This is a genomic window from Halomonas sp. B23F22_20 (assembly GCF_043496985.1).
Classification (GTDB): domain Bacteria; phylum Pseudomonadota; class Gammaproteobacteria; order Pseudomonadales; family Halomonadaceae; genus Halomonas.
Map to the genome: position 1 here is coordinate 1 of NZ_JBIEKH010000018.1, position 20,949 is coordinate 20,949.

At 68.8% G+C, this 20,949-nt stretch carries 20 protein-coding genes; 7 read left to right on the forward strand and 13 right to left on the reverse strand.

Annotated elements, in window-relative coordinates; genetic code table 11:
* Positions 1-165: 165 nt before the first annotated feature.
* Positions 166-1,380, reverse strand: a complete 1,215-nt coding sequence (gene fabB / locus ACGTN6_RS15060) for a beta-ketoacyl-ACP synthase I (protein ID WP_394593000.1) — start codon at positions 1,378-1,380, stop codon at positions 166-168.
* Between the two features lie 13 nt (positions 1,381-1,393).
* Positions 1,394-1,909 (reverse strand): 3-hydroxyacyl-[acyl-carrier-protein] dehydratase FabA, encoded by a 516-nt coding sequence (gene fabA / locus ACGTN6_RS15065; protein ID WP_394593003.1) that lies wholly within the window; start codon positions 1,907-1,909, stop codon positions 1,394-1,396.
* A 235-nt stretch (positions 1,910-2,144) separates the two neighbouring features.
* On the opposite strand from fabA, the gene ACGTN6_RS15070 reads away from it, so the two are divergent.
* The gene (locus ACGTN6_RS15070) at positions 2,145-4,022 is read left to right on the forward strand and encodes a putative bifunctional diguanylate cyclase/phosphodiesterase (RefSeq protein WP_394593005.1); all 1,878 of its coding nucleotides are present in this window, start codon (positions 2,145-2,147) and stop codon (positions 4,020-4,022) included.
* Here the strand turns inward: ACGTN6_RS15070 and ACGTN6_RS15075 are convergent.
* The 9 genes from ACGTN6_RS15075 to ACGTN6_RS15115 form a co-directional block, all read right to left on the reverse strand.
* Positions 3,963-4,478, reverse strand: a complete 516-nt coding sequence (locus ACGTN6_RS15075; protein WP_394593008.1) for a DUF2878 domain-containing protein — start codon at positions 4,476-4,478, stop codon at positions 3,963-3,965. The genes ACGTN6_RS15070 and ACGTN6_RS15075 overlap by 60 nt on opposite strands.
* Complete coding sequence (locus ACGTN6_RS15080; protein ID WP_394593011.1) at positions 4,475-5,740, reverse strand: class I SAM-dependent methyltransferase; 1,266 nt, start codon at positions 5,738-5,740, stop codon at positions 4,475-4,477. The genes ACGTN6_RS15075 and ACGTN6_RS15080 overlap by 4 nt, the downstream gene beginning before the upstream one ends.
* Positions 5,737-6,501, reverse strand: a complete 765-nt coding sequence (locus tag ACGTN6_RS15085; RefSeq protein ID WP_394593014.1) for a DUF1365 domain-containing protein — start codon at positions 6,499-6,501, stop codon at positions 5,737-5,739. The genes ACGTN6_RS15080 and ACGTN6_RS15085 overlap by 4 nt, the downstream gene beginning before the upstream one ends.
* Positions 6,498-7,832 (reverse strand): NAD(P)/FAD-dependent oxidoreductase, encoded by a 1,335-nt coding sequence (locus ACGTN6_RS15090; RefSeq protein ID WP_394593017.1) that lies wholly within the window; start codon positions 7,830-7,832, stop codon positions 6,498-6,500. The genes ACGTN6_RS15085 and ACGTN6_RS15090 overlap by 4 nt, the downstream gene beginning before the upstream one ends.
* Entirely contained in the window at positions 7,829-8,623 is a 795-nt protein-coding gene (locus ACGTN6_RS15095) for an SDR family NAD(P)-dependent oxidoreductase (RefSeq protein ID WP_394593019.1), read from the reverse strand. Before ACGTN6_RS15095 ends, ACGTN6_RS15090 begins: the two co-directional genes overlap by 4 nt.
* Before the next feature lie 65 nt (positions 8,624-8,688).
* On the reverse strand, positions 8,689-9,132 hold the full coding sequence (locus tag ACGTN6_RS15100; protein ID WP_394593021.1) for a nuclear transport factor 2 family protein: 444 nt from the start codon (positions 9,130-9,132) through the stop codon (positions 8,689-8,691).
* A gap of 47 nt (positions 9,133-9,179) precedes the next feature.
* The gene (gene phrB, locus ACGTN6_RS15105) at positions 9,180-10,595 is read right to left on the reverse strand and encodes a deoxyribodipyrimidine photo-lyase (protein ID WP_394593023.1); all 1,416 of its coding nucleotides are present in this window, start codon (positions 10,593-10,595) and stop codon (positions 9,180-9,182) included.
* A gap of 12 nt (positions 10,596-10,607) precedes the next feature.
* Complete coding sequence (locus tag ACGTN6_RS15110) at positions 10,608-11,519, reverse strand: MerR family transcriptional regulator (protein WP_394593024.1); 912 nt, start codon at positions 11,517-11,519, stop codon at positions 10,608-10,610.
* A 94-nt stretch (positions 11,520-11,613) separates the two neighbouring features.
* On the reverse strand, positions 11,614-11,988 hold the full coding sequence (locus ACGTN6_RS15115) for a sirohydrochlorin chelatase (protein WP_394593026.1): 375 nt from the start codon (positions 11,986-11,988) through the stop codon (positions 11,614-11,616).
* 127 nt (positions 11,989-12,115) lie between these two features.
* Between ACGTN6_RS15115 and ACGTN6_RS15120 the strand changes: the two genes are divergently transcribed.
* Positions 12,116-13,021 carry a TIGR01777 family oxidoreductase gene (locus ACGTN6_RS15120; RefSeq protein WP_394593028.1) on the forward strand — a complete coding sequence of 302 codons (906 nt, stop codon included), beginning with the start codon at positions 12,116-12,118 and terminating at the stop codon, positions 13,019-13,021.
* A 99-nt stretch (positions 13,022-13,120) separates the two neighbouring features.
* On the opposite strand, the gene rapA is transcribed toward ACGTN6_RS15120, so the two are convergent.
* Positions 13,121-16,060 (reverse strand): RNA polymerase-associated protein RapA, encoded by a 2,940-nt coding sequence (gene rapA, locus ACGTN6_RS15125; RefSeq protein ID WP_394593031.1) that lies wholly within the window; start codon positions 16,058-16,060, stop codon positions 13,121-13,123.
* 164 nt (positions 16,061-16,224) lie between these two features.
* Positions 16,225-17,031 (reverse strand): redoxin family protein, encoded by an 807-nt coding sequence (locus ACGTN6_RS15130; protein ID WP_394593034.1) that lies wholly within the window; start codon positions 17,029-17,031, stop codon positions 16,225-16,227.
* Between the two features lie 130 nt (positions 17,032-17,161).
* Here ACGTN6_RS15130 and ACGTN6_RS15135 point away from each other — a divergent pair, with 130 nt between their 5' ends.
* From ACGTN6_RS15135 to phnE, 5 genes are all read left to right on the forward strand, one after another.
* Positions 17,162-17,395: a hypothetical protein gene (locus ACGTN6_RS15135; protein WP_394593036.1), complete on the forward strand. Its 234-nt coding sequence runs from the start codon at positions 17,162-17,164 to the stop codon at positions 17,393-17,395.
* Between the two features lie 113 nt (positions 17,396-17,508).
* The gene (locus ACGTN6_RS15140; RefSeq protein WP_394593038.1) at positions 17,509-17,961 is read left to right on the forward strand and encodes a universal stress protein; all 453 of its coding nucleotides are present in this window, start codon (positions 17,509-17,511) and stop codon (positions 17,959-17,961) included.
* A gap of 209 nt (positions 17,962-18,170) precedes the next feature.
* Positions 18,171-18,998 (forward strand): phosphonate ABC transporter ATP-binding protein, encoded by an 828-nt coding sequence (phnC, locus tag ACGTN6_RS15145; RefSeq protein ID WP_394593040.1) that lies wholly within the window; start codon positions 18,171-18,173, stop codon positions 18,996-18,998.
* 35 nt (positions 18,999-19,033) lie between these two features.
* On the forward strand, positions 19,034-20,068 hold the full coding sequence (gene phnD, locus ACGTN6_RS15150; RefSeq protein WP_394593042.1) for a phosphonate ABC transporter substrate-binding protein: 1,035 nt from the start codon (positions 19,034-19,036) through the stop codon (positions 20,066-20,068).
* Positions 20,069-20,123: 55 nt separating this feature from the next.
* Positions 20,124-20,915 (forward strand): phosphonate ABC transporter, permease protein PhnE, encoded by a 792-nt coding sequence (phnE, locus tag ACGTN6_RS15155; protein ID WP_394593045.1) that lies wholly within the window; start codon positions 20,124-20,126, stop codon positions 20,913-20,915.
* Positions 20,916-20,949 lie beyond the last annotated feature (34 nt).

Below are 20,949 nucleotides of genomic sequence, written 5' to 3' on the forward strand. Positions count from 1 at the left end.
GAAGGGGGCAGCAGATCGAGCTGCTCGCGAGACGCGCCGGTGATATAGCGTGCCATGATGAAAACTGCCCATCAGGAAACCTGATGGGCAGTGTGCCAGCCGAGGTTGTGTTTTGACACGGCCTGCGCGGGGCGCCTCTTCGTTTTCCAGCGTCGCGTCGGGCGATCAGTCGCGATACTTCTGCAGCACCAGGCAGGCGTTGGTGCCGCCGAAGCCGAAGCTGTTGGACAGCACGCGCTCGATGCTGGCGTCGCGGGTCTCGGTGACGATGTCGAAGCCGTCGGCCTGCTCGTCGAGCTGTTCCACGTTGGCGGAGGCGGTGATGAAGTCGTTCTCCATCATCAGCAGCGAGTAGATCGCTTCCTGCACGCCGGTGGCACCCAGAGAGTGGCCGGTCAGCGACTTGGTGGAGCTCATCGCCGGTGTGGAGTTGCCGAATACCTCGCGAACCGCCTTGAGCTCGGCGACGTCGCCCACCGGCGTGGAGGTGCCGTGGGTATTGATGTAGTCGATGTCGCCGTCGACCGTGGCCATGGCCTGACGCATGCAGCGCACCGCCCCCTCGCCGGACGGCGCGACCATGTCGTAGCCGTCCGAGGTGGCGCCGTAACCCACCAGCTCGGCGTAGATCCTGGCGCCGCGGGCCTTGGCATGTTCCAGTTCCTCGAGCACCAGCATGCCGCCGCCGCCAGCAATGACGAAGCCGTCGCGGGCCTGGTCATAGGGGCGTGACGCCTTCTCCGGCGTCTCGTTGTAATGGGTCGACAGCGCGCCCATGGCGTCGAACAGGCAGGACAGCGTCCAGTGTTCTTCCTCGCCGCCGCCGGCGAAGACCACGTCCTGCTTGCCGAGCTGAATCTGCTCCATGGCGCTGCCGATGCAGTGGGCCGAGGTGGCGCAGGCCGAGGAAATGGAGTAGTTGACGCCCTTGATCTTGAACGGCGTGGCCAGGCAGGCGGAGACGGTGCTGCCCATGGTCCGTGTGACCCGATAGGGGCCTACGCGGCGCAGGCCCTTCTCGCGCATCACGTCGGCGGCTTCTACCTGGTTGGCGCTGGAGGCGCCGCCGGAGCCGGCGATCAGGCCGGTGCGCTCGTTGGAGACCTGTTCCGGCGTGAGGCCGGAGTCCTCGATGGCCTGGGCCATGCTGACATAGGCGTAGGCCGCGGCATCGCCCATGAAGCGACGCAGCTTGCGGTCGACCAGGGTCTCCAGGTCGATATCGACGACGCCGGCTACCTGGCTGCGGAAGCCCCGCTCGGCGTAGTCATCCTTGAAGCGAATGCCTGAGCGCCCTGACCGCAGGGCGTCGAGAACCTGTTGTGCGTCGTTGCCCAGGCAGGACACGATGCCCAGGCCGGTGACTACCACTCGTCGCATGGGAGCCTCCTGATCAGAAATTCGCGGTGGAGGTGAACAGGCCGACCCGCAGGTCGTTGGCCTGATAGATGTCGCGGCCGTCCACGGACACGGTGCCGTCGGCGATGCCCAGGATCAGGCGCCGGGTGATGATGCGCTTGATGTTGATGCGATAGGTCACCTTCTCGGCATCCGGCAGGATCTGACCGCTGAACTTGACCTCGCCGCAGCCCAGGGCGCGGCCACGGCCGGGATGCCCCAGCCAGCCCAGGTAGAAGCCGACCAGCTGCCACATGGCATCGAGGCCCAGGCAGCCGGGCATCACCGGATCGCCGGGGAAGTGGCAATCGAAGAACCACAGGTCCGGGCGGATATCCAGCTCGGCGATCAGTTCGCCCTTGCCGTGTTCGCCACCCTCTTCATGGATGTGCCTGATGCGGTCGAGCATCAGCATGTTGGGTGCCGGCAGTTGGGCGTTGCCGGGGCCGAACAGCTCGCCACGGCTGCATGCCAGCAGTGCTTCGCGATCAAAGGAATGTTGCTTGGTCACTGAATCGTTCCGAGTGTCGAGGTGATGGTATGCCGTGAGCGAACGGCATGCGGCCGCCCAGGCGGCCCCGCCTAGTCTACTGTTCGCGTCCCGCGAATGCACCCCAGGCAAGGCGTTGGACGCTTTCGGTCGCCCATCGGGGTACAGTTCCGTCAGTATCGGCCGATATAAGTTCGGCGGCATCTCCCTCGCGCAGGGGGATATCATCCATGTTCACCATGCCGAGGCCGAAGCCATGTGGCCCGTCTTTTCGCTCAATCGCCCGTTGATGTGGGGCGCCCTGGCTGTCCTGTCGGCCAGCGTCTGGCTGCCCGACCTCGGGCTGCGACTGGCTGCCGTGCTCATTGCGGCGGTAGGCCTGTGGGATGCCTGGCGACAGGTCCGTCAGGAGCACCTGCGGGCGCGCCTGGGCCAAGAGGCGCTGACCCTGACCGAGGAAGGCGTGATCGTGACCGATGCGGCCAATCGCATCCTGGTGGTCAACCCGGCCTTCACCCAGATCACCGGCTACGAGCAGGATGAGGTGAGTGGACTCAATGTGGCTTCCCTGGCCGCACCGCGTCACGACAAGGCGTTCTTCGAGCGCTACTGGCAGACCCTGCAAAGCACCGGGCGCTGGGAGGGCGAGATCTGGAACCGGCGTAAGCAGGGCGACGAGTATCCCGAATGGCTCAAGGTTCGAGCGGTGACCGACGACAACGGTCGAGTGCGCCACTATGTGTGCCTGTTCTCGGATATCTCCATGCGCAAGGCCCGCGAGCGCGACCTGCGCCGCATCGGTTTCGAGGATCCGCTCACCGGGCTGCCCAATCGGCGGCGCCTGCACGACCTGCTGACCTCGCGGCTGCGCCACCTCCAGGCCGGTGAGAGCTTGGACATGGCGATGATCGACATCGATGGCTTCAAGGAGGTCAACGACGGCCTCGGCGTCGAGCACGGCGACCGCCTGCTGGCGCGGGTCGGCGAGCGTCTGGCGCGCTACGTGGCCGGCGGCGTGGTGGGCCGACTGGGCGGCGACGAGTTCATGGTCATCCGCACCACCACTTTCGACGACCACGAACAATGGGTGGCCAGCCTGCAGGCTCACCTTGGCGAGCCCTTCGAGCTCGATGGCCACTCCCTGCGCCTGGGGGTGACCGTCGGCAGCTGCCGGGCCCCGGAGGATGGCCGCGACTCGGGCGTGCTGTTTCAGCGCCTGGAGTCGGCGTTGTATGCCGCCAAGCGCCACGGTCGCAACCACTGTCTGCGTTTCCGCCCGGCGCTGGATGTTCAGGACAGCCCTCGCCTGGCGCTGGTCAACGAGTTGCGCAACGCGCTGGCCACCGGCGGCCAGTTGGAGCTTCACTACCAGCCCCAGTATCGTCTGGCCGACGATGGCCTGGCCGGCCTCGAGGCGTTGCTGCGCTGGCGACATCCACGCGATGGCATGATCTCCCCGGGGGAGTTCATCCCCCTGGCCGAGCGCCATGGCCTGATGGCGTCGCTGGGCAACTGGGTGATCGACCAGGCCCTGGCGCAGCTCGCCCACTGGCGTCAGCAGTCGATGCTCGAGGTGCCGGTATGGATCAATATCTCGGCCATGCAGCTGTTCCAGGGCGATCTGGAGGCGGCGCTCGCCGCCGGCCTGGCGCGTCACGACGTGCCGGCCCGACTGTTGGGCCTCGAGCTGACCGAATCGGTACTGCTCGACGAACGTGCCGGCGACGTGGCGCCGCGTCTCGAGGCGCTGCGCGAGCGCGGCCATCCGGTCGCCATCGACGACTTTGGCACCGGCTATTCCTCGCTCGGCTACCTCAAGCATCTGCCGCTGGACAAGCTCAAGCTCGATCGCGCCTTCGTGCGGGCCTTGCCCGACAACCGGGCCGATGCCGCCATCGTCGACGCGGTGCTGGCCATGGCCCGTGGGTTGGGCCTTGAAGTGGTGGCCGAGGGCGTGGAGACGCACGCTCAGCGGGATTTCCTGCGCTCGATGGGCTGTGAGCTAGTGCAGGGCTTTCTCTACGACCGGCCGCTGACCGTGCACGACCTGGAGGCGCGCTGGCGTGAGCGCGTATCAGTCGCGCTGGGCGAACCCGCCGCGCCGGCCGAGACGATGGCTCAGCCACAGGCATAGCAGCGCCCAGCAAAGGGCCTCGGCGACCAGCAGCCAGGGGGCGAGGGTGACGCCGGCGAGCTCGGCGCCGGCATAGTAGGAGAGCGGTCCGCTGGTGGCGCCGCCGGCCACTGCCAGCCAGGGGTGGCGCCACAGCCAGGCCAGCGAATGGTGCAGCAGGGTGGCGAACAGCGGCCACAGCAGCCACAGCCATAGCGGCAAGGGTCCCAGAGTGAGCGGATCCGCTGGAAAGCGGAAGCCGCCGGCCAGGGCCAGGCCGCCGTCGACCGCCAGCCCCAACCCCGCAAACCCCGCGAGCCAGCGCCACTCCCCGGGACCTGCCTGCCAGCGTAGGTGGGCCACGAGGATCCCGCCCGCGACCGCCAGCCCCGCCAGGCTGCCGCCCAGCACGCAGCTCAGCCAGCCCAGCTGGAAGCCGGCCAGGTTGGCCAGCGCACGCCAGATCTCGCGCGTCACACCGCCCCCGTGAGCGGCGCCGGGTGGGCGCCGGGTTTGGCCAGTAGCCACTGACTGGTGCCGATGGTGCGCTCCAGGAAACCACCCTCGCAGTAGCACAGGTAGTAGCGCCACATGCGGATGAAACGCTCGTCGTAGCCGAGCCGTCGCACGGTATCCAGGTTGGCCTCGAAGCGGTGCCGCCACTCGCGCAGGGTGCGGGCGTAGTGAAGACCGATCTCGTCCAGGCTCACCAGGTTCAGCGAGGTGCATCGGGTCAGGCCGTCGAGAAGCGCCCGGTGGGAGGGTAGGAAGCCCCCGGGGAAGATGTAGCGCTTGATGAAGTCCATCTCGCGCTTGGCGGCCTCGTAGCGCTGGTCGCGGATGGTGATGGCCTGCAGCATGGCCATGCCGTCGTCGGTCAGCAGCCGGTCAAGGGTGCCCAGGTAGGTGTCCAGATACTGGTGGCCGACCGCCTCGATCATTTCTACCGAGATCAGCCGGTCGTAGCGGCCCTCCAGCTCGCGGTAGTCGCGCTTGAGCAGGGTGACGCGGTCCGCCAGGCCCTCCTCGGCCAGCCGCCGGGCGGTGTGGGCGTACTGCTCGTCGGAGATGGTGGTGGTGGTGACCCGGCAGCCGCGGGTTCGGGCGGCGTGGATGGCCAGCCCGCCCCAGCCGGTGCCGATCTCCAGCAGGTGATGGTGTGGACGCACATCGAGGCGTTCGAGCATCAGGTCGAGCTTGTGGGTCGAGGCTTCCTCGAGGCTGGCGTCGGCGCCGGGGAAGACGGCACTGGAGTACATCCAGTGGTGGCGATCGAGGAAGGTCGCGAACAGCTCGTTGCCGATGTCGTAGTGGGCGGCAATGTTGCGCCGCGAGCCGTTCAGGCTGTTACGCTGCAGCCGATAAAGGGCGCCGAGTAGCCAGCGGCCGGCGCCCGCCAGGCCGCCCTCCATCTCGCCGTTGACCCGCTCCAGGTTGGCGGCAAACAGCCGCACCAGGGCCACCGGATCATCGGCGTCCCAGTCGCCGTCCATGTAGGCCTCGCCGGCGCCTACGGTGCCGCCCAGCGCCAGGCGCCGCCAGGCCCGCGAGTCGCGGACCACCAAGGTCACCGAGAGCGGGCCGCCGCGGCCCAGGCGATGGCGCTGGTGGCCCTCGATCAGGGTGATCTCGCCGCCTTCCAGCCGATCCAGCTGGGTGATCAGGCGAGCCTTGAGCCAGCGCGTCAGGCGGTCGCCTTCGGCCGGCAGTGGACGGGCGTTGGCGGTGCGTGTGTTCACGGCGAACTCTCCTGATGGCGGGGGTGATCGTGGACGGGGACGCGCTTGAGCCACAGGCGCAAGGCCTCGAAGTGGATGCCGGCGACGGTCTTCAGCGCCATGGCCGGGTGGCGGGCGAGGGTGGCCAGCAGCACGCCGCGGGTGGCCGGGCGGGCCTCCAGGCTCAGGGTGGCGTCGAAGTGACGCTCGTCGTCTCGCCAGGTCTCCATGTGCAGGGTCAGGCGCTCGCCGGGCGTGTCGAAGCGCCAGCGATAGCGCATGTCCATGGGATTGAACGGCGAAACGTGCATGGCCTTGTCGAACTCGGCGCGATGGCCGTGGCGCCGCGGCTCGACCCGGCAGGCATAGGTGGTGCGCTCGCCCCAGGGCGTATTGCTGACCTCGCCGAGCAGGGCGCGCAGTTCTCCGCGGGCGTCATAGGCGTAGTACAGCGACACCGGATTGAAGCCCACGCCGAGGGTGCGCAGCTGGGTGAGCAGGCAGATGCGTCCGTCCGGGGCGTCGCCCAGCAGTCGCGTCAGCTCGGCGCGCACGGCGTCCTTGAGCGGCCGGTCGTGGGGCGCCAGGTAGTCCTCGCGACGGAAGCGCGCCAGCGCCGGACGCCGGGCGCTGAAGCCGGGCACGCCGTCGAACAGCTCCGGCAGCTCATCGAGGTCTAGCCAGGCCATCCATAGCCGGTAGCGAAAGGTGTGGGAGCGGGGCAGGAAACGGCGATGGCGTAGCCAGCCGCGGTAGATGCGCGAGCGCGGGGCGCGGATCATGCCGGCACCTCCGTGGCCGCATGGGCGGAGGCGGGGGCGTCGGGATCGCAGCCCAGCGACCGGGCGACCCGCAGAGCGCTCCATACGCCGTCCTCGTGGAAGCCGTTGCGCCAGTAGGCGCCGCAGAAGTGGGTACGCCGGCCCGGCCCGGAGATTTCGGCGTGGCGGGCCTGAGCGTTCATGCCGGCGAGGCTGAACTGTGGGTGGGCATAGGTGTAGCGTCCCAGGATCTTGGCCGGATCGATGCTGTCGTCGTCGTTCAGGGTCACGCAGAAGGTGTGCGGTGCCGTGATGCGCTGCAGGATGTTCATGTCATAGGTCACCGAGACCCGGGCGTCGTCGCCGCGGCCGTCGAGCCGGTAGTTCCAGCTCGCCCAGGCGCGCTTGCGGCGCGGCAGCAGTCGGGTGTCGGTGTGCAGCACCACCTCGTTGTCTTGGTACGGCAGGTCGCCCAGGATCGCCCGCTCGTTGGGGCTGGCATCGTCGAGCAATGCCAGGGCCTGGTCGGCGTGGCAGGCCAACACCACCTGATCGAAGCGTTCCTCGCCGGCGTCGCTGCGCACGTATACCCCGTCGTCGCCGCGGCGAAGGCCGCGCACCGGGGTCGCCAGCCGGATGCGCTCGGCGTAGGGCGCGGTCAGCGCCGGGATATAGGACCGCGAGCCACCGACCAGGGTGTACCACTGCGGCCGTTCGTTGACCGACAGCAGGCCGTGGTGATGGAAGAAGCGCACGAAGAAGCGCGCCGGGAAGGCGCGCAGCTCGCCGATGCTGGCAGACCAAATGGCCGCGCCCATCGGCAGCAGGTAGTGGCGCTGGAAGCCCTCGCCGTAGCCGCCGGCGTCCAGGTACTCGCCGAGGGTCAGGTCCGCCGGCAGCCGGTCGTCGACTATCGCCTCAGTGGCCTCGCGGTTGAAGCGCAGGATGTCGCGCAGCAGGCCGTGGAAGCTCGGCCGCAGCAGGTTCGTCCACTGGGCGAACAGCCGTGGCAGGCTGTGACCATTGTATTCGAAGTCGCGCGCCGTTTCGTGCACCGAGAAGCTCATCTCGGTGGCTTGGCTGGCCACCCCAAGGGTATCCAGCAGGCGCTGGAAGTGAGGATAGGTCCAGTCGTTGAAGACGATGAAGCCAGTGTCGATGGCGTAATGACGGCCCTCGAGCTCGACATCCACGGTAGCGGTGTGGCCGCCGAGCCGAGGGGCGGCCTCGAACAGCGTGACCTCGTGCCGGGATGACAGGTACCAGCCGGCGGCCATGCCGGCGATGCCGCTGCCGATCACCGCGATACGCTGGCGGCGTTGGGGCGAAGAGGGTCCGGCGAGCGACGTCATGACGAGGTCTCCGTAGCGGCGGAATCGCGGGCCAGGCGCCTGCCGAGGCGGAAGCGCAGCCCCGGCGGCAGGATGCCCAGCAGCTTCAGCGCCAGGGTGAAGCGGCGTGGGAAGTGGATGTCCAGGCGATGTGCTTCGAGGCCCTTGAGGATCGCCTCGGCGGCCTGATCGACGCCGACGCGCATCGGCATCGGAAAATCGTTGCGGTCGGTGAGGGGCGTCTTCACGAACCCGGGGTGAATGATGCTGACATCGATCCCCTCGCCAGCCAGGTCGAGGCGCAGGGACTCCAGGAAATGGCTGAGCGCCGCCTTGGAGGCGCCGTAGGCCTCGGCACGCGGCAACGGCAGGTAGGCCGAGGCGCTGGAAGTAGCGGCCAGCAGCGGTCTGATGCCCTGGGCCCGTGCCTGACGCAGCAGCGGTAGCGCGGCCTCCACGCCATGGATGACGCCGAAGAGGTTGGCCGAGAACACGCGCATGAACAGCTCGGAATCGAAATGCCTGGCGTCCAGATACTCGCAGGTGCCGGCATTGAACAGCGCCAGGTCGAGGCGCCCGAAGCGGGCGGCGATGCGGTCACCGGCGGCCAGCACGGCGTCGCGGTCGCTGACGTCCAGCGGCAGCAGCAGGGCGTTGTCGCGGTCGCCGGCAAGTGCCTCCAGAGCGTCGTGGCGGCGGGCGCTGAGGGCGACCCTATGGCCTTGATCGAGCAGCCGCGTCGCCACGGCGTGACCGATACCGGAGGTGGCGCCGGTCAGCCATATGCAGCGGGGCGTGTGGGGTGCCGTCATCTTGCCTCCTCTCATCGTGGCGCATCCTCTCTCTCGGTGGATACGCGAGAGGCGGTGTATCGGTTTCAGCCTCCCGCGGCGTGGCGCTTCGTCCAGCGCACCAGCGAACCCAGCAGCGGCAGTCGTTCGTAGAGCAGCTCGCCGGCATCGAAGTAGTCCCGGTGGTGGCACACTCGCCCCGAACCGTCGGCCGCGAAGACCAGTCTCGAGGCGCCCTCCACCGTGATCTCCTTGCCCCTTGCCAGGCGGCGGTGAGCCAGGTGCATCGTCCAGGTCACGAAGGCGACATTGCCGAGCCGCTGCTGCTCGTGAAAGACGAATCGACATGTCGTCACGTTCTCGTACAAGCCAGCGAAGTCGCGCTCCAGGGCCGACAGCCCGTCGATGCGATGCAACGGATCGACGAAACTGACGTTTTGAGTATATATCTTGTGCAGATTTTTTGTACAGGATTTGTCCAGCTTGTTGTAGAAGGCGCAGAAGGCCTCCAGTGCCGGGTCCGGTGCCATGACGACCTCCTGGGCGGTGAAGAAGAGAGAGGCGGGCGGCGCCCGCCTCAGGAGGCGGGCAGGTTCTTGAACGCGTCCAGCGCCCGGGCGCGGGCGGCCTTGTGCTCGACGATCGGCGCTGGATAGTCGACGCTGCTCAGCAGGTCGCCGTTCGGGGCGTGGCGGGCCTTGGGCGGCAGCTCGTCGAGCTCGGGTAGCCACTCGGCGAGGAACCGGCCCTCCGGATCGAAGCGCTGGGACTGGGTGGTGGGGTTGAAGATGCGGAAGTAGGGCGCGGCATCGGTGCCGGTGGAGGCGGCCCACTGCCAGCCGCCGTTGTTGGCGCCGAACTCGCCGTCGACCAGGTGGCGCAGGAAGAAGGCCTCGCCGCGGCGCCAGTCGATCAGCAGGTGCTTGGACAGGAACATGGCGGTGACCATGCGCAGCCGGTTGTGCATCCAGCCGGTGGCGACGAGCTGGCGCATGGCGGCATCGACGATGGGATAGCCGGTGCGTCCCTCGCACCAGGCCTGGAAGCCGGCCTCGTCGTCGCGCCACGGCAGCGCCTCGGTGTGGCGCTGGAAGGCGCGATGGCGGCATACCCTGGGGAAGCCCGCGGCGATGTGCTGGTAGAACTCGCGCCAGATCAGCTCGCCGACCCAGGCCGTGAGGCCGGCGTCGCCGTCGGCCAGGGCGCCGTCGTTCTCGGCCATCACCGCCTGCATGCACTGCCGATGAGAGATCATGCCCAGCGCCAGATAGGGCGAGAGCTCGCTGGTGCCGCGGATCGCCGGGAAGTCGCGCTGGTCGTCGTAGTACCGGCCGCGAAAGCGCAGGAAGCGCTCCAGGCGATCCGCGGCGGGACTCTCGCCGGCTGGCCACCGGCGGCCGTCGATGGGCGTGTCCTCGAGTTCGGGCAGCTCGGGAATCGGATCGGCGTCGATGGACAGCCTGGCTTGGGGCTCGGGGGCATCGTGCAGTGCCAGGCGGTCGGCGGTGATCGCCTTGTGCCAGGCCTTGGCAAAGGGCGTGAAGACGCCATAGAAATCCCCCTTGCCGGTGAGCAGCTCGCCCGGGGCGAAGGCCACGGCGTCGCGATGGCCGTGGGCGGCCAGGCCGGCGTGCTCGAAGGCCTCGATCACCGCGGCGTCGCGGCGTGCCTCGTCGAGCGGGTACTCGCGGTTGAAGTGCAGGGCCTCGGCGCCGAGCTCCCGAGCCAGGGTTAGCAGCGTCGCCGGGGCCTGGTCGAAGCGCTCGATATCGCGATGCAGCAGGGGAATATTGAGCCCGGCCAGCGATTCGGAGAGCGCTGTGACGCCGCGCCGCCAGAAGTCGAGCTTGTTGGCGCCGTGGCCGTGCTCGCGCCACTGGGGCGCGCAGCGCAGGAAGACGCCGATTACCGGCCCGCGTTGGGCCGCCGCGGCCAGGGCGGTGTTGTCGTGGATGCGCAGGTCACTACGGAACCAGACCAGGGTCGGGGACATCGGCGTCTCCGTTCAGGCGGCTTGGGTCAGGGAGGTCAGGCGCTTCATGGCGTGGGTCAGGTCGTCGCCGAGCACTTCCACGCCGGAGCCCTCAAGATCGCCCTGTCGGATGCGGGCGACCGGCCCGCAGAGGGTCAGCGGCACCTCGAGCTGCTCGGCCAGTCGCGGTAGCTGGCGGCGCACCAGATCGGCGCGCTCGGCGCGGCCGCTGGCCAGCAGCAGGGCCTGGGCATGGAAGCGCTCCACGGCGAGCGGCAGCTCCTGGGCCGGCAGGGGCGCGTCCAGCCACTGCACGCGATAGCCTCGATCGGCGGCGGCCAGGGCGGCGAGCAGCCCCCACAGCGGGCCATCGTCGGGCAGCGGCACGATCAGCAGCGTCGGCCCGCTGGCCAGGGCATTGGCGTGATAGAGGCGCGTGCCGATACGGGTGCGCAGGAAGGATTCGAGGGCGCGGCGCTGAAGGTCTGCGCCCAGGCGATCGTCCCAGCGTTCCTCCAGCTCGCGGAGCACCGGTTGCCACAGCTCATCGAGGCAAGTGGTTACCGGATAGAGCGCCAGTCCCTGATTGAACAGCGCTTCCAGGCGTTCGAGGTCGAGCGCCTCCACGGCGGTGATCAACTGGTGACGCTGGTTCTCCCAGTCGCCAGCCGCGGGGGGCGGCGCCTCCACGGCCTCGGGCTGCTCGAGGAGTTCGCGCACCTGACTGACCGGGACGCCACGATTGAGCCATTGCAGGATTCGCTCGACCCGCGCGATGTCGTCCTTGGCGTAGAGACGATGGCCCTTGGGCGTGCGCTTGGGGCGGATCAGTCCATAGCGACGCTCCCAGGCGCGTAGCGTTACGGCGTTGACGCCGGTCAGGCGCGAGACCTCGCGAATCGGATAGAGCGGCGCATCGGCCGGGTGGTTCGCCTGATCGCTCATGCGCGTCTCTGCCTCGGTAGTGGAGTCGATGACGGGAAAAGGGCGTTCAGTCGATAATTTTGTACAAAATCCGAGCGATGTACAACACGTCGACTCACTCTGGCTCACCGGCCCGCTCGGCGATCACGGCCGCCAGGGCCTCGACGAAGGCGGGATGTTCGCCCACCGGCGGCAGCAGGGTCAGGCTCAGTTCGGGGTGAGCTTCGCCCAGGGCGGCCACCTGGGCGGGCACGTCGCGGCGCAGATGACGGCCGGCGGCGAAGAACAGCGGCAGGATCTCGGCACGGGTGGTCCCTTCGGCCGCGAGTTCCGCCACGGTATCCTCCAATGAGGGGGCGCAGATTTCCATGTAGGCCAGTCGCAGCGGCGTGGAGAGGCGTGCGCTCAGTTGCTCGGCCAGGCGTTCGAAGGGCGCCCGCCAGTTGGGGTCGCTGGAGCCGTGGGCCATCAGGATCAGGGCATCGGTCATCGCGGTGGGTCTCCTCTTGGGTGCCGCCGGCGGGGCTGGTCCTGCAGCGGCGCGACTTTACCGCTAGACTAGCAGAGGTGTACAACAGCTGTATAACACCCATGCATCGCGTGACAGGGAGAATCATATGCGCGTGCTGATCACTGGTGGCAGTGGTTTCGTCGGTCAGGCGCTGTGTCGCCGGCTCGTCGAGGCAGGGCATCGGGTCCAGGTGGTGTCTCGAGACCCGGCGCAGGCTCGGATACGCCTGCCCGAGGGCGCCGACGTTAGACGCTCGGCACTGGACTTCGTCGACGCGCCGCCGGAGGCGCTGGTCAACCTGGCAGGTGAGTCGATCGCCGGCAAGCGCTGGAGCGAGGCGCAGAAGCAGCGGCTGCTCGATTCCCGGCTCGATGCCACCCGTGAACTGGTGCAGCTCTGCGAGCAACTGGAGGCCACCCAAGGGAGTGCCCCGCGGGTGATGGTGTCGGCCTCGGCCATGGGCTACTACGGCGATCAGGGCGACGCGGCAGTGACCGAGGAAACGCCGCCCCACGACGAGTTCGCCCATCGCCTGTGCCGACGCTGGGAGGAGGCCGCGCAAGGCGTCACCGCCCATGGCACGCGGCTTGCGATCCTGCGGCTGGGGCTGGTGCTGGACGCCGGCGGCGGCGTGCTGCAGCGCATGCTGCCGCCCTTTCGCCTGGGCCTGGGCGGGCGCTTCGGCGACGGTCGCCAGTTCATGCCCTGGGTGCATCGTCAGGACCTGGTGGGCGCCATCCTCTTTCTCATCGAGCGCGATGATATCGACGGGGCCTTCAATGGCAGCGCCCCGCACCCGGTCACCAATGCCGTGTTCACCCGTCTGCTGGCCCGTCACCTGCACCGCCCGGCGCTGCTGCCGGTGCCGGCCAAGGCGCTGGAGATCGCTTTCGGCGAGATGTCGCGGCTGCTGCTGACCGGCGCCGACATGCGCCCGGCGCGCCTGGAAGAGGCCGGCTTCACCTTCCGCTTTCCGACCCTGGAGGATGCCTTGACCGATATCCTCGGCTGAGACGTATCTCCATGTTCTGAAACGATGAGCCCCCGCCGGCAGCGTGCCGGCGGGGGCTCTTGGTTGGACGCGGCGACCGGGCTCGTCCGGTCGGATCGCCTAGCGGGTGTTCTCGTCGATGGTGACGATCACTCGCACCGCGTCCAGCCGTAGTCGGGTGCCCTCGATGGCGGCGTCCAGCGCGGCGCGCTCCTCGCGCAGCGCCGTCAGCTCGTCCTCGCGCACCGCCGGGTTGCGCCGGGCCAGGGCCTCCAGGCGGGTCAGCTCGGCATCCAGCGCCTCGCGCATGCGCGCCTGGGCCGCCTCGACGATGCTCGGCAGTTCTCGCTCGGCCTCGGCCTCGGCGCGGTCGAGCAGCTCGCGAAGCTGGTCGTGGCGACTCTTGATCAGGTCGCGGGCTACCGCCTTCTTTACCTTCTGCAGGTTCTTGGAGAGCCCGGTGAAGGAGACCTTGGCGGTCAGGTTGGCGCCGGACTCGTCGAGCAGCACGCGCACTGCGGTGGGCGGCAGGAAGCGGTTGAGGTGCAGCCGCTTGGGCGCCGGGCAGTGGGTGCGGAACACCAGCTCGGTCATCAGTCGGCCCCCGGGGATGGAGGGGTGCTTGAGCAGCGCCAGCGCGGTGTTGCCCATGGTGCCGTCGAGGATGCGCCCCATCATCTCGCGGGTCAGCGGGTGTTCCCAGGACAGGTGCTGGACGTCGTCCCGGGCCAGGGCGCGCTCCCGGGAGAAGGTCGCCGAGAAGCCATCCTCGCCCTTCACCAGCCCCGGCAGGCCGTCGAGCATCTGCGGGCCGGGCACCAGGTGCTGGATGTTGCCGCCCAGATCCCTGGCGTCGACGCCGAAGATGTCCAGCGCCTGGTCGATATAGCGGCGCAGGGCTCGATCCTCATCCAGCTCGCGGATCGCCGCGATGGTGGACTCGGCACGCTGCGGGCGGCAGGCGTTGAGCTCGAGCAGGCGGTTGCGCCCGGCGTCGCGCTCGGCCAGCCGGCGGTCGAACAGCTCGCGGGTCTCGGTGATCACCTCGTCCAGGCTCTCGGCGTCGAGCAGGGCGTCGGCCAGGGCGTCGCCGAAGGCCTCGTAGAGCTCGCCGCCCAGGCCGTGGGGCGCGCTGAAGGCATCCATGCCCTCCTGGTACCAGCGCAGCAGCTGCTCGCCGGGGCTGTCGGCGAACACCGGCACGTGCAGCTCGATGGCGTGGCGCTGGCCGATGCGGTCGAGCCGCCCGATGCGCTGCTCGAGCTGATCCGGATGCAGCGGCAGGTCGAACATCACCAGGTGACGGCAGAACTGGAAGTTACGGCCCTCCGAGCCGATCTCCGAGCACACCAGCACCTGGCAGCCGTCCTCGGCATCGGCGAAGGCCGCCGCGGCGCGGTCGCGCTCGACCAGGGTGAGATCCTCATGGAACACCGGGGCGTGCACGCCGCCCAGCACCCGCAGGCCGTCGGCCAGGCCCTGGGCGGTCTCGCGGTCGTGGGCGATGACCAGGATCTTGTCGTCGCCGAGCTCGGTGAGGCGCTCCAGCAGCCAGGTCACGCGCGGGTCGAACTGCCACCAGGGCTCGGCATTGAGCGGGTCGTCGGCCAGCGCCTGGTACATGGTGTCCAGGTAGATCAGCACCTCGGGGTGGTCGAGGCCGGTCTCGATCAGCAGTTCGTCGAGGTAGTCCTCGTCCCGGGCCAGGCGACGCAGTACCCGACGGTAGGCGGAAGGCGGCTCGAGGCGCTCGACGTGCAGGCGTCGCTCGGGGAAGCCGCCGACGTGGCGGCGGCTGTTGCGAAACATCACTCGGCCGGTGCCGTGGCGGTCGAGCAACTGGTCGCGCAGCTGGTCGCGGGCCGAGGCGCGCTGGGCCTCGTCGCTCTCGGCGTCATCCAGGGTATCGAGCAGCGCCGCGCTGTCGGGATCGTCGGCGACCGCGGCCACCGCATCGCGCGCGGCGGCGTCACCGGGCAGGCGTGTCAGGGCCTCGATAGCGGTGGCCACCTCGACGTAGTGACGCTCCTCTTCCTGGAAGGCCGCCAGGCTGTGGTAGCGGTCCGGATCGAGCAGGCGCAGTCGAGCGAAGTGGCTTTCCTGGCCCATCTGCTCGGGGGTAGCGGTGAGCAGCAGCAGGCCGGTGGCGGCGCCGGCCAGTCGCTCGACGCAGGCATAGCCGGCGCCGACCTCTTCGCCGTTCTCGCGCCACTCCAGGTGGTGGGCCTCGTCGACGATCAGCAGGTCCCAGTCGCCGGCCTCGGCCTGGGCCTGTCGGTGAGGATTGGCGAACAGCCAGTCCTGGCTGGCCAGCACCAGCTGACCGGCTTCGAAGGGGTTGCCGTCGCCCTGGGCCTGGCTCTGCTGCTCGTCGAGCAGGGTGACCTCCAGCGAGAAGCGGCGCAGCAGCTCCACCAGCCATTGGTGGGTAAGGCTCGCCGGCACCAGGATCAGCGCCCGCTCGGCGCGGCCGCTGAGCAGCAGACGGTGCAGGATCAGGCCGGCCTCGATGGTCTTGCCCAGGCCGACCTCGTCGGCCAGCAGCACCCTGGGCGCCTGGCGGCGGGCGACCTCGTCGGCGATGTAGAGCTGGTGCGGAATCAGGTCGATGCGCGGCCCGGCCAGTCCCAGCGCCGGGCTCTGCTCGGTGCGATGATGATGGTGCAGGGTGCGGAAGCGCAGGTCGAACCAGTCGTTGCGGTCGACCTGCCCGGTCAGCAGGCGGTCGCGGGCCTGGTCGAACTGCATGGTGTCGGCCAGCCTGGCCTCGGGAAGTTCGCGGACCTCGCCCTGGTCGTCTTCGCCGATGTAGACGATCAGGCCGCCGGCTTCCTTGCTGTCGTCGACGGTCATCTGCCAGCCCTCGGCGCACTGGATGCGGTCGCCGCTGCCGAAGACCACCCGGGTGAGGGGAGCGTGCTGGCTGCTGTAGGTGCGGGTTTCCTGGCTGGCGCCGAAGAGGACGGTGACGCTGCGGGGGTCGCAGTTGAGGATGGTACCCAGGCCGAGTTCGGCCTCGCCATCGCTGATCCAGCGCTGGCCGGGAGAGAAGTCGCTCATGGTGCCTCGGGGATGCTAGGGATCGGTTCTCGCGCCGCTGGCCACGCCCGGCCTTCGGCGACAGGGCGCGGTATCTTACAGCAATCCCCGGCGTGGCTTAAGAGCCTCCTTGGCGTTTCTCGGGCAATCGCGGCTCGCTCGGGATATCGTCGGGAGCTTGTGCCTTACCCCTCACCGTTATCCAGCCAGTCGTCCAGGAGGGCCCGGGTCAGCTCGCCCACGTGGCGCTCGAGGGTACGGCCCTCGGCGTCGAACAGCAGCGTGGTGGGCAGCCCCGGGGCGTCGGTCTCCACCATCAGCGACTGGCGCGGGTCGAGCAGGGCGTGCTCGAAGGCCAGCCCCTGGGCATCGAGGTAACGCGCCACCGGCAGCAGGTCCTCGCCCTGGTTGACCACCACCACGGTGATGTCGTCCCGGGCATCGGTCTCGGCGAGCAGCGGCAGCTCGCGGCGACAGGGCGGGCACCAGGTGGCCCAGAGGTTGACGATGACCCGTTGGCCCGAGAGCCCGGCCAGGTCGACCGGCTCACCTTCGAGATTCTCGAGGGTGAGGTCGGGCAGGGCGCTCGGCGTGATGCCGCTGCCCAGCGGGGCCCAGCTCATCAGGCCCAGCCACACCAGCGAAGCCCCCAGGGTGAGGCCCAGAGCGCGATACATGGCGCCCAGGCGGTCGCGCAGCGTCCAGGCGCTCCAGGCCAGCGCCGCCACGAGGCCGAACACGCCATGATAGCCCGGCAGCCACAGCTTGAGCGCCGCCAGCGGATCCGCCTGGTAGGCGGCCAGGTTGAGTGCCACATGGCCCAGTCGGGCGCCGACTATCCAGGCGATGACCAGGCCGTTGAACCAGCGGGCTCGTCGGCCTCCGGGCAGGCCCAGCAGCCAGGCGCCGGCGGCGAGCAGCAGCAGGGCGCAGGCGAGGGCGTAGAGGCGGGGCAGCGGGACCAGCACGGGTCCCAGGGCGATGGCGTCCATGGCGTGGCGGGGTCTCTCCTTGGGTTCTCTTTAGCAGGCTCGGCGCGTCGCGCCGGACCGGGTACACTAGGCGGATTTTCCTCGCCAAGCCTACTGCCGGTGGGCGGGGCTGTCATCAGCAGGAGCGTTCATGGCACGACAGGCCTTCGATACCCTGCGGGCCCTGGCGATCGCCAGCCAGGCCCTGGGCTTCATCCTCATCATCACCCTGGAAACCGTCCTCGGCGATGCCGCCCGTCCCTGGCAGGGCTGGACCCTGGCCGCCATGGTGGTGGCGGCGCTGTGGATCGCCCTGGTGAAGCTCTACCGGCGCAACAAGGCGCGCAAGGCCCTGGCGCGACGCCTGGCCGACGACGAGGATTGACGTCGGTCAAGGCGGGTGGGCTTGGTGCTGGTGCCGGTGCCGCCACCGGCTAGGCTGAGAGAGTGAGGCGAGGCCATCCGGCCTCCCGCCAAGGCTTGGCCAGGGGGGAAATCATGTTCACGTCGCTACTGGTGCCTGTCGATGGCTCCGAGCATTCCGTCCAGGCGCTGGGCGTCGCGGCCCAGCTGGCCCGGGGCTGTGCCGCGTCCCTCATCCTGATGACCGTGGCCGAATACCCACCGGGCAACATGGGCCTGTTCACCGGCGGCACCCCCGAGCCCTTCACCGCGGAGAACTGGAACGAGATTGCCGCTTCGTTGAAGGCCGACGCCGAACAGGCCCTGACAAAAGTCCAGGACAGCGTCGACCTGTCCGGCCTCGAGGTCGAGACAGTGATCCGTCAGGGGACCCCTGCCGCCGCTATTCTCAAGGAGGCCGAGCAACGCGGTGTCGATGCCATCGTGATGGGCAGCCGCGGGGTCAGCGACATGCACGGCATGATCTTCGGCAGTACCTCCCACAAGGTCAGCCATGTCGCCCCGTGCCGGGTGATCACCGTGGCCTGATGTCGCCCGGCGTGTGACGCTGACGTGTCGACTGGGTTGCTGTTTCGTGACGCTGCTGCGTAGTCGACTGATTTTGCATGATTTCCTGTCGGCCCTGGAGCTGTGGTGCCGAGCCGGGCGGTGCAGGATGTCACCGTATCGACATTGTCTAGACAAGTTCCCTTCATCTTGAACCACGACACTGACGCCATTCCAAGAGGAGAGGCGTCATGTCGATTCCCAGTATCGTTGTCGAGCGGCTGAGCAAGACCTTCGGGCAGCATCCCGTGCTGCGCGACATCGACTTCACGATCCATGCCGGCGAGATGGTCGCCCTGATCGGGCCCTCCGGCTCCGGCAAGTCCACCCTGCTGCGCCACCTGATCGGCCTGACCCGTGGCGATCGGAGCGGCGCCGGCTGCGTCCGGCTCCAGGGCCGCGAGGTGCAGGCCGGCGGGCGTCTCGCCCGGGCCTCCCGCCAGCAGCGCTGCCGCACCGGCTACATCTTCCAGCAGTTCAACCTGGTGGGGCGTTTGAGCGTGCTCACCAACGTGCTGATCGGTCGCCTGGGCTGCATGCCCCGGGGACGCGCGCTGCTGGGTCGCTTCACGCCCGAGGAACGGGACATGGCGAGGCGCGCCCTGGCCAGGGTGGACCTGGAGGCGCTGGCTGACCAGCGCGCCAATACCCTATCAGGCGGCCAGATGCAGCGAGTGGCCATCGCCCGGGTGCTGATGCAGGACACCGACGTCATTCTGGCCGACGAGCCCATCGCCTCGCTGGACCCGCGCAGCGCCCGGGAGGTGATGCAGATCCTCGAGCGCATCAACGCCGAGGACGGCCGCACCGTGGTGATCACCCTGCATCAGGTCGAGGTCGCCCGTCGCTTCTGCAAACGCGCCATCGCCCTCAAGGCGGGCCGCCTCTACTTCGACGGCCCCATCGGCGAGCTCACCGATGCCCGTCTCACCGCGCTCTACGAAAATGCCGGGCTCGACGAGCTCAGGACCCGCACCCCGTCCGTCGACCTGGCGGCGCCCGTCGGCGCCCTGGGCTGATGCCCGCAAGGCTTTATCACCGAGGAGACCCTCCCATGTCGTTCACGTCCTTCCGTCGCCTGACCCTGCCGCTGATCGCCGGCGTCAGCCTGGCCGCCAGCCCCTTCGTCGCCGCCGAGGAGCCGCTGAAATTCGGCATCATTTCCACCGAGTCGAGCCAGAACCAGGCGCCGCTCTGGGATCCCTTCCTGGCCGACCTGTCCGAGGCCCTGGACCGCGAGGTCGAGCCCTTCTTCGCCACCGACTACGCGGCGGTCATCCAGGCCATGCGCTTCGACCAGATCGACCTGGCCTGGTACGGCAACAAGTCCGCCATGGAAGCCGTGGACCGGGCCGGCGGCGAGATCTTCGCCCAGACCGTGGCCGCCAACGGGGACCCAGGCTACTGGAGCCTGATGATCACCCAGCAGGATAGCGAGCTTTCGAGCGTCGAGGACGTGCTGGCCAACGCCTCCGAGCTGGTGTTCGGCAACGGCGATCCCAACTCCACCTCCGGCTTCCTGGTGCCGGGCTACTACGTCTTCGCCCGCAACGGTGTCGACCCCGCCACCGCCTTCAAGCGCACCCTCAACTCCAGCCACGAGACCAATGCCCTGTCGGTGGCCAATGGCCAGGTGGACGTCGCCACCTTCAACACCGAAAGCATGGAGCGCCTGGAGGAGGTGCACCCGGACAAGGCCGAGCGGATCAAGGTGATCTGGCAATCGCCGCTGATCCCCTCCGACCCGCTGGTGTGGCGCGAGAACCTGTCCGACGAGCTCAAGGGCGAGCTGCGCGACTTCTTCTACGCCTACGGCGAGGGCGAAGGCGAGCAGGCGATCCTCGAGCCGCTGCAGTGGTCCGGCTTCGCGCCGTCCACCAACGACCAGCTGCTGCCGATTCGCCAGCTCGAGCTGTTCAAGCAACGCGCCCAGGTGGCGGAAGACACCAGCCTGTCCGCCGACGAGCGCGAGGCCAAGCTGGCCGAGCTCGACGCCCGTCTCGACGAGCTGAACGCCCGCCTCGACGAGCTGAACGCCCGCCTCGAGGCTGCCGAGGCCGAGCAGGCCGCCGCCGCCCAGGCTAGCTGAACCGAACCACTGGAACCCGGGAGGAGTCCGCTCCTCCCGCCCGGAGCCGAGCATCATGAGTCAGTCTTCCACCTTGAACGCCGCCGCGGCCGGCAAGCGCGGCTGGACCACGCTGCTGGGCTGGGCGGTCGCCCTTGGCGTGCTCTCCTGGGCCTGGCAGGGCGCCGAGATACGCCCCGGCCTGCTGGTCACCAACGCCGACAACATGGCCGATCTGGCCGGCGACTTCTTCCCGCTGGCCTTTGGCAACCTGGGGCACTACGTCGACCAGATGCTGGTCACCGTGCAGATCGCCATCTGGGGCACCCTGCTGGCGGTGCTGGTGGCCATCCCGGCCAGCCTGCTGTCCTCCGAAAACCTCAGTCCCTGGTGGATCCACCATCCGATGCGCCGGCTTATGGATGCCTGCCGTGCTATCAACGAGCTGGTGTTCGCCATGCTGTTCGTGGTCGCGGTCGGCCTGGGGCCCTTCGCCGGCACCCTGGCGCTGTTCGTCCATACCACCGGCGTGCTCGCCAAGCTGTTCTCCGAGGCCGTGGAGGCCAGCGAGGCCGGTCCCATGGAGGGCATCCGGGTCACCGGCGCGGGGCGCATCGAGGAGATCGTCTTCGGGCTGATCCCCCAGGTGCTGCCGCTGTGGATCTCGGTGAGCCTGTATCGCTTCGAGTCCAACATCCGCTCGGCCACCGTGCTCGGCATGGTCGGCGGCGGCGGCATCGGCGTGGCGCTGTGGGAAACCATGCGCGGTTTCCAGTACCAGGAAACGGCCACCATCATGCTGGTGATCATCGTCGCGGTGACCCTGCTCGATATGGCCTCCCAGCGCGTGCGCAAGCGTTTCATCTGAACCGAGACACGGGCGCTTGTTCGCAAGCGCTTTG

What these genes read in the sequence shown, in the direction of transcription:
- ACGTN6_RS15110 (WP_394593024.1), bottom strand. Translation starts at nt 11,519, where the DNA reads ATGAGCGATCAGGCGAACCACCCGGCCGATGCGCCGCTCTATCCGATT.
- phnD (WP_394593042.1), top strand. Translation starts at nt 19,034, where the DNA reads ATGTCGTTCACGTCCTTCCGTCGCCTGACCCTGCCGCTGATCGCCGGC.
- phnE (WP_394593045.1), top strand. Translation starts at nt 20,124, where the DNA reads ATGAGTCAGTCTTCCACCTTGAACGCCGCCGCGGCCGGCAAGCGCGGC.
- ACGTN6_RS15135 (WP_394593036.1), top strand. Translation starts at nt 17,162, where the DNA reads ATGGCACGACAGGCCTTCGATACCCTGCGGGCCCTGGCGATCGCCAGC.
- ACGTN6_RS15095 (WP_394593019.1), bottom strand. Translation starts at nt 8,623, where the DNA reads ATGACGGCACCCCACACGCCCCGCTGCATATGGCTGACCGGCGCCACC.
- rapA (WP_394593031.1), bottom strand. Translation starts at nt 16,060, where the DNA reads ATGAGCGACTTCTCTCCCGGCCAGCGCTGGATCAGCGATGGCGAGGCC.
- phrB (WP_394593023.1), bottom strand. Translation starts at nt 10,595, where the DNA reads ATGTCCCCGACCCTGGTCTGGTTCCGTAGTGACCTGCGCATCCACGAC.
- ACGTN6_RS15070 (WP_394593005.1), top strand. Translation starts at nt 2,145, where the DNA reads ATGTGGCCCGTCTTTTCGCTCAATCGCCCGTTGATGTGGGGCGCCCTG.
- ACGTN6_RS15130 (WP_394593034.1), bottom strand. Translation starts at nt 17,031, where the DNA reads ATGGACGCCATCGCCCTGGGACCCGTGCTGGTCCCGCTGCCCCGCCTC.
- ACGTN6_RS15120 (WP_394593028.1), top strand. Translation starts at nt 12,116, where the DNA reads ATGCGCGTGCTGATCACTGGTGGCAGTGGTTTCGTCGGTCAGGCGCTG.
- fabB (WP_394593000.1), bottom strand. Translation starts at nt 1,380, where the DNA reads ATGCGACGAGTGGTAGTCACCGGCCTGGGCATCGTGTCCTGCCTGGGC.
- ACGTN6_RS15115 (WP_394593026.1), bottom strand. Translation starts at nt 11,988, where the DNA reads ATGACCGATGCCCTGATCCTGATGGCCCACGGCTCCAGCGACCCCAAC.
- ACGTN6_RS15090 (WP_394593017.1), bottom strand. Translation starts at nt 7,832, where the DNA reads ATGACGTCGCTCGCCGGACCCTCTTCGCCCCAACGCCGCCAGCGTATC.
- ACGTN6_RS15140 (WP_394593038.1), top strand. Translation starts at nt 17,509, where the DNA reads ATGTTCACGTCGCTACTGGTGCCTGTCGATGGCTCCGAGCATTCCGTC.
- phnC (WP_394593040.1), top strand. Translation starts at nt 18,171, where the DNA reads ATGTCGATTCCCAGTATCGTTGTCGAGCGGCTGAGCAAGACCTTCGGG.
- ACGTN6_RS15085 (WP_394593014.1), bottom strand. Translation starts at nt 6,501, where the DNA reads ATGATCCGCGCCCCGCGCTCGCGCATCTACCGCGGCTGGCTACGCCAT.
- ACGTN6_RS15100 (WP_394593021.1), bottom strand. Translation starts at nt 9,132, where the DNA reads ATGGCACCGGACCCGGCACTGGAGGCCTTCTGCGCCTTCTACAACAAG.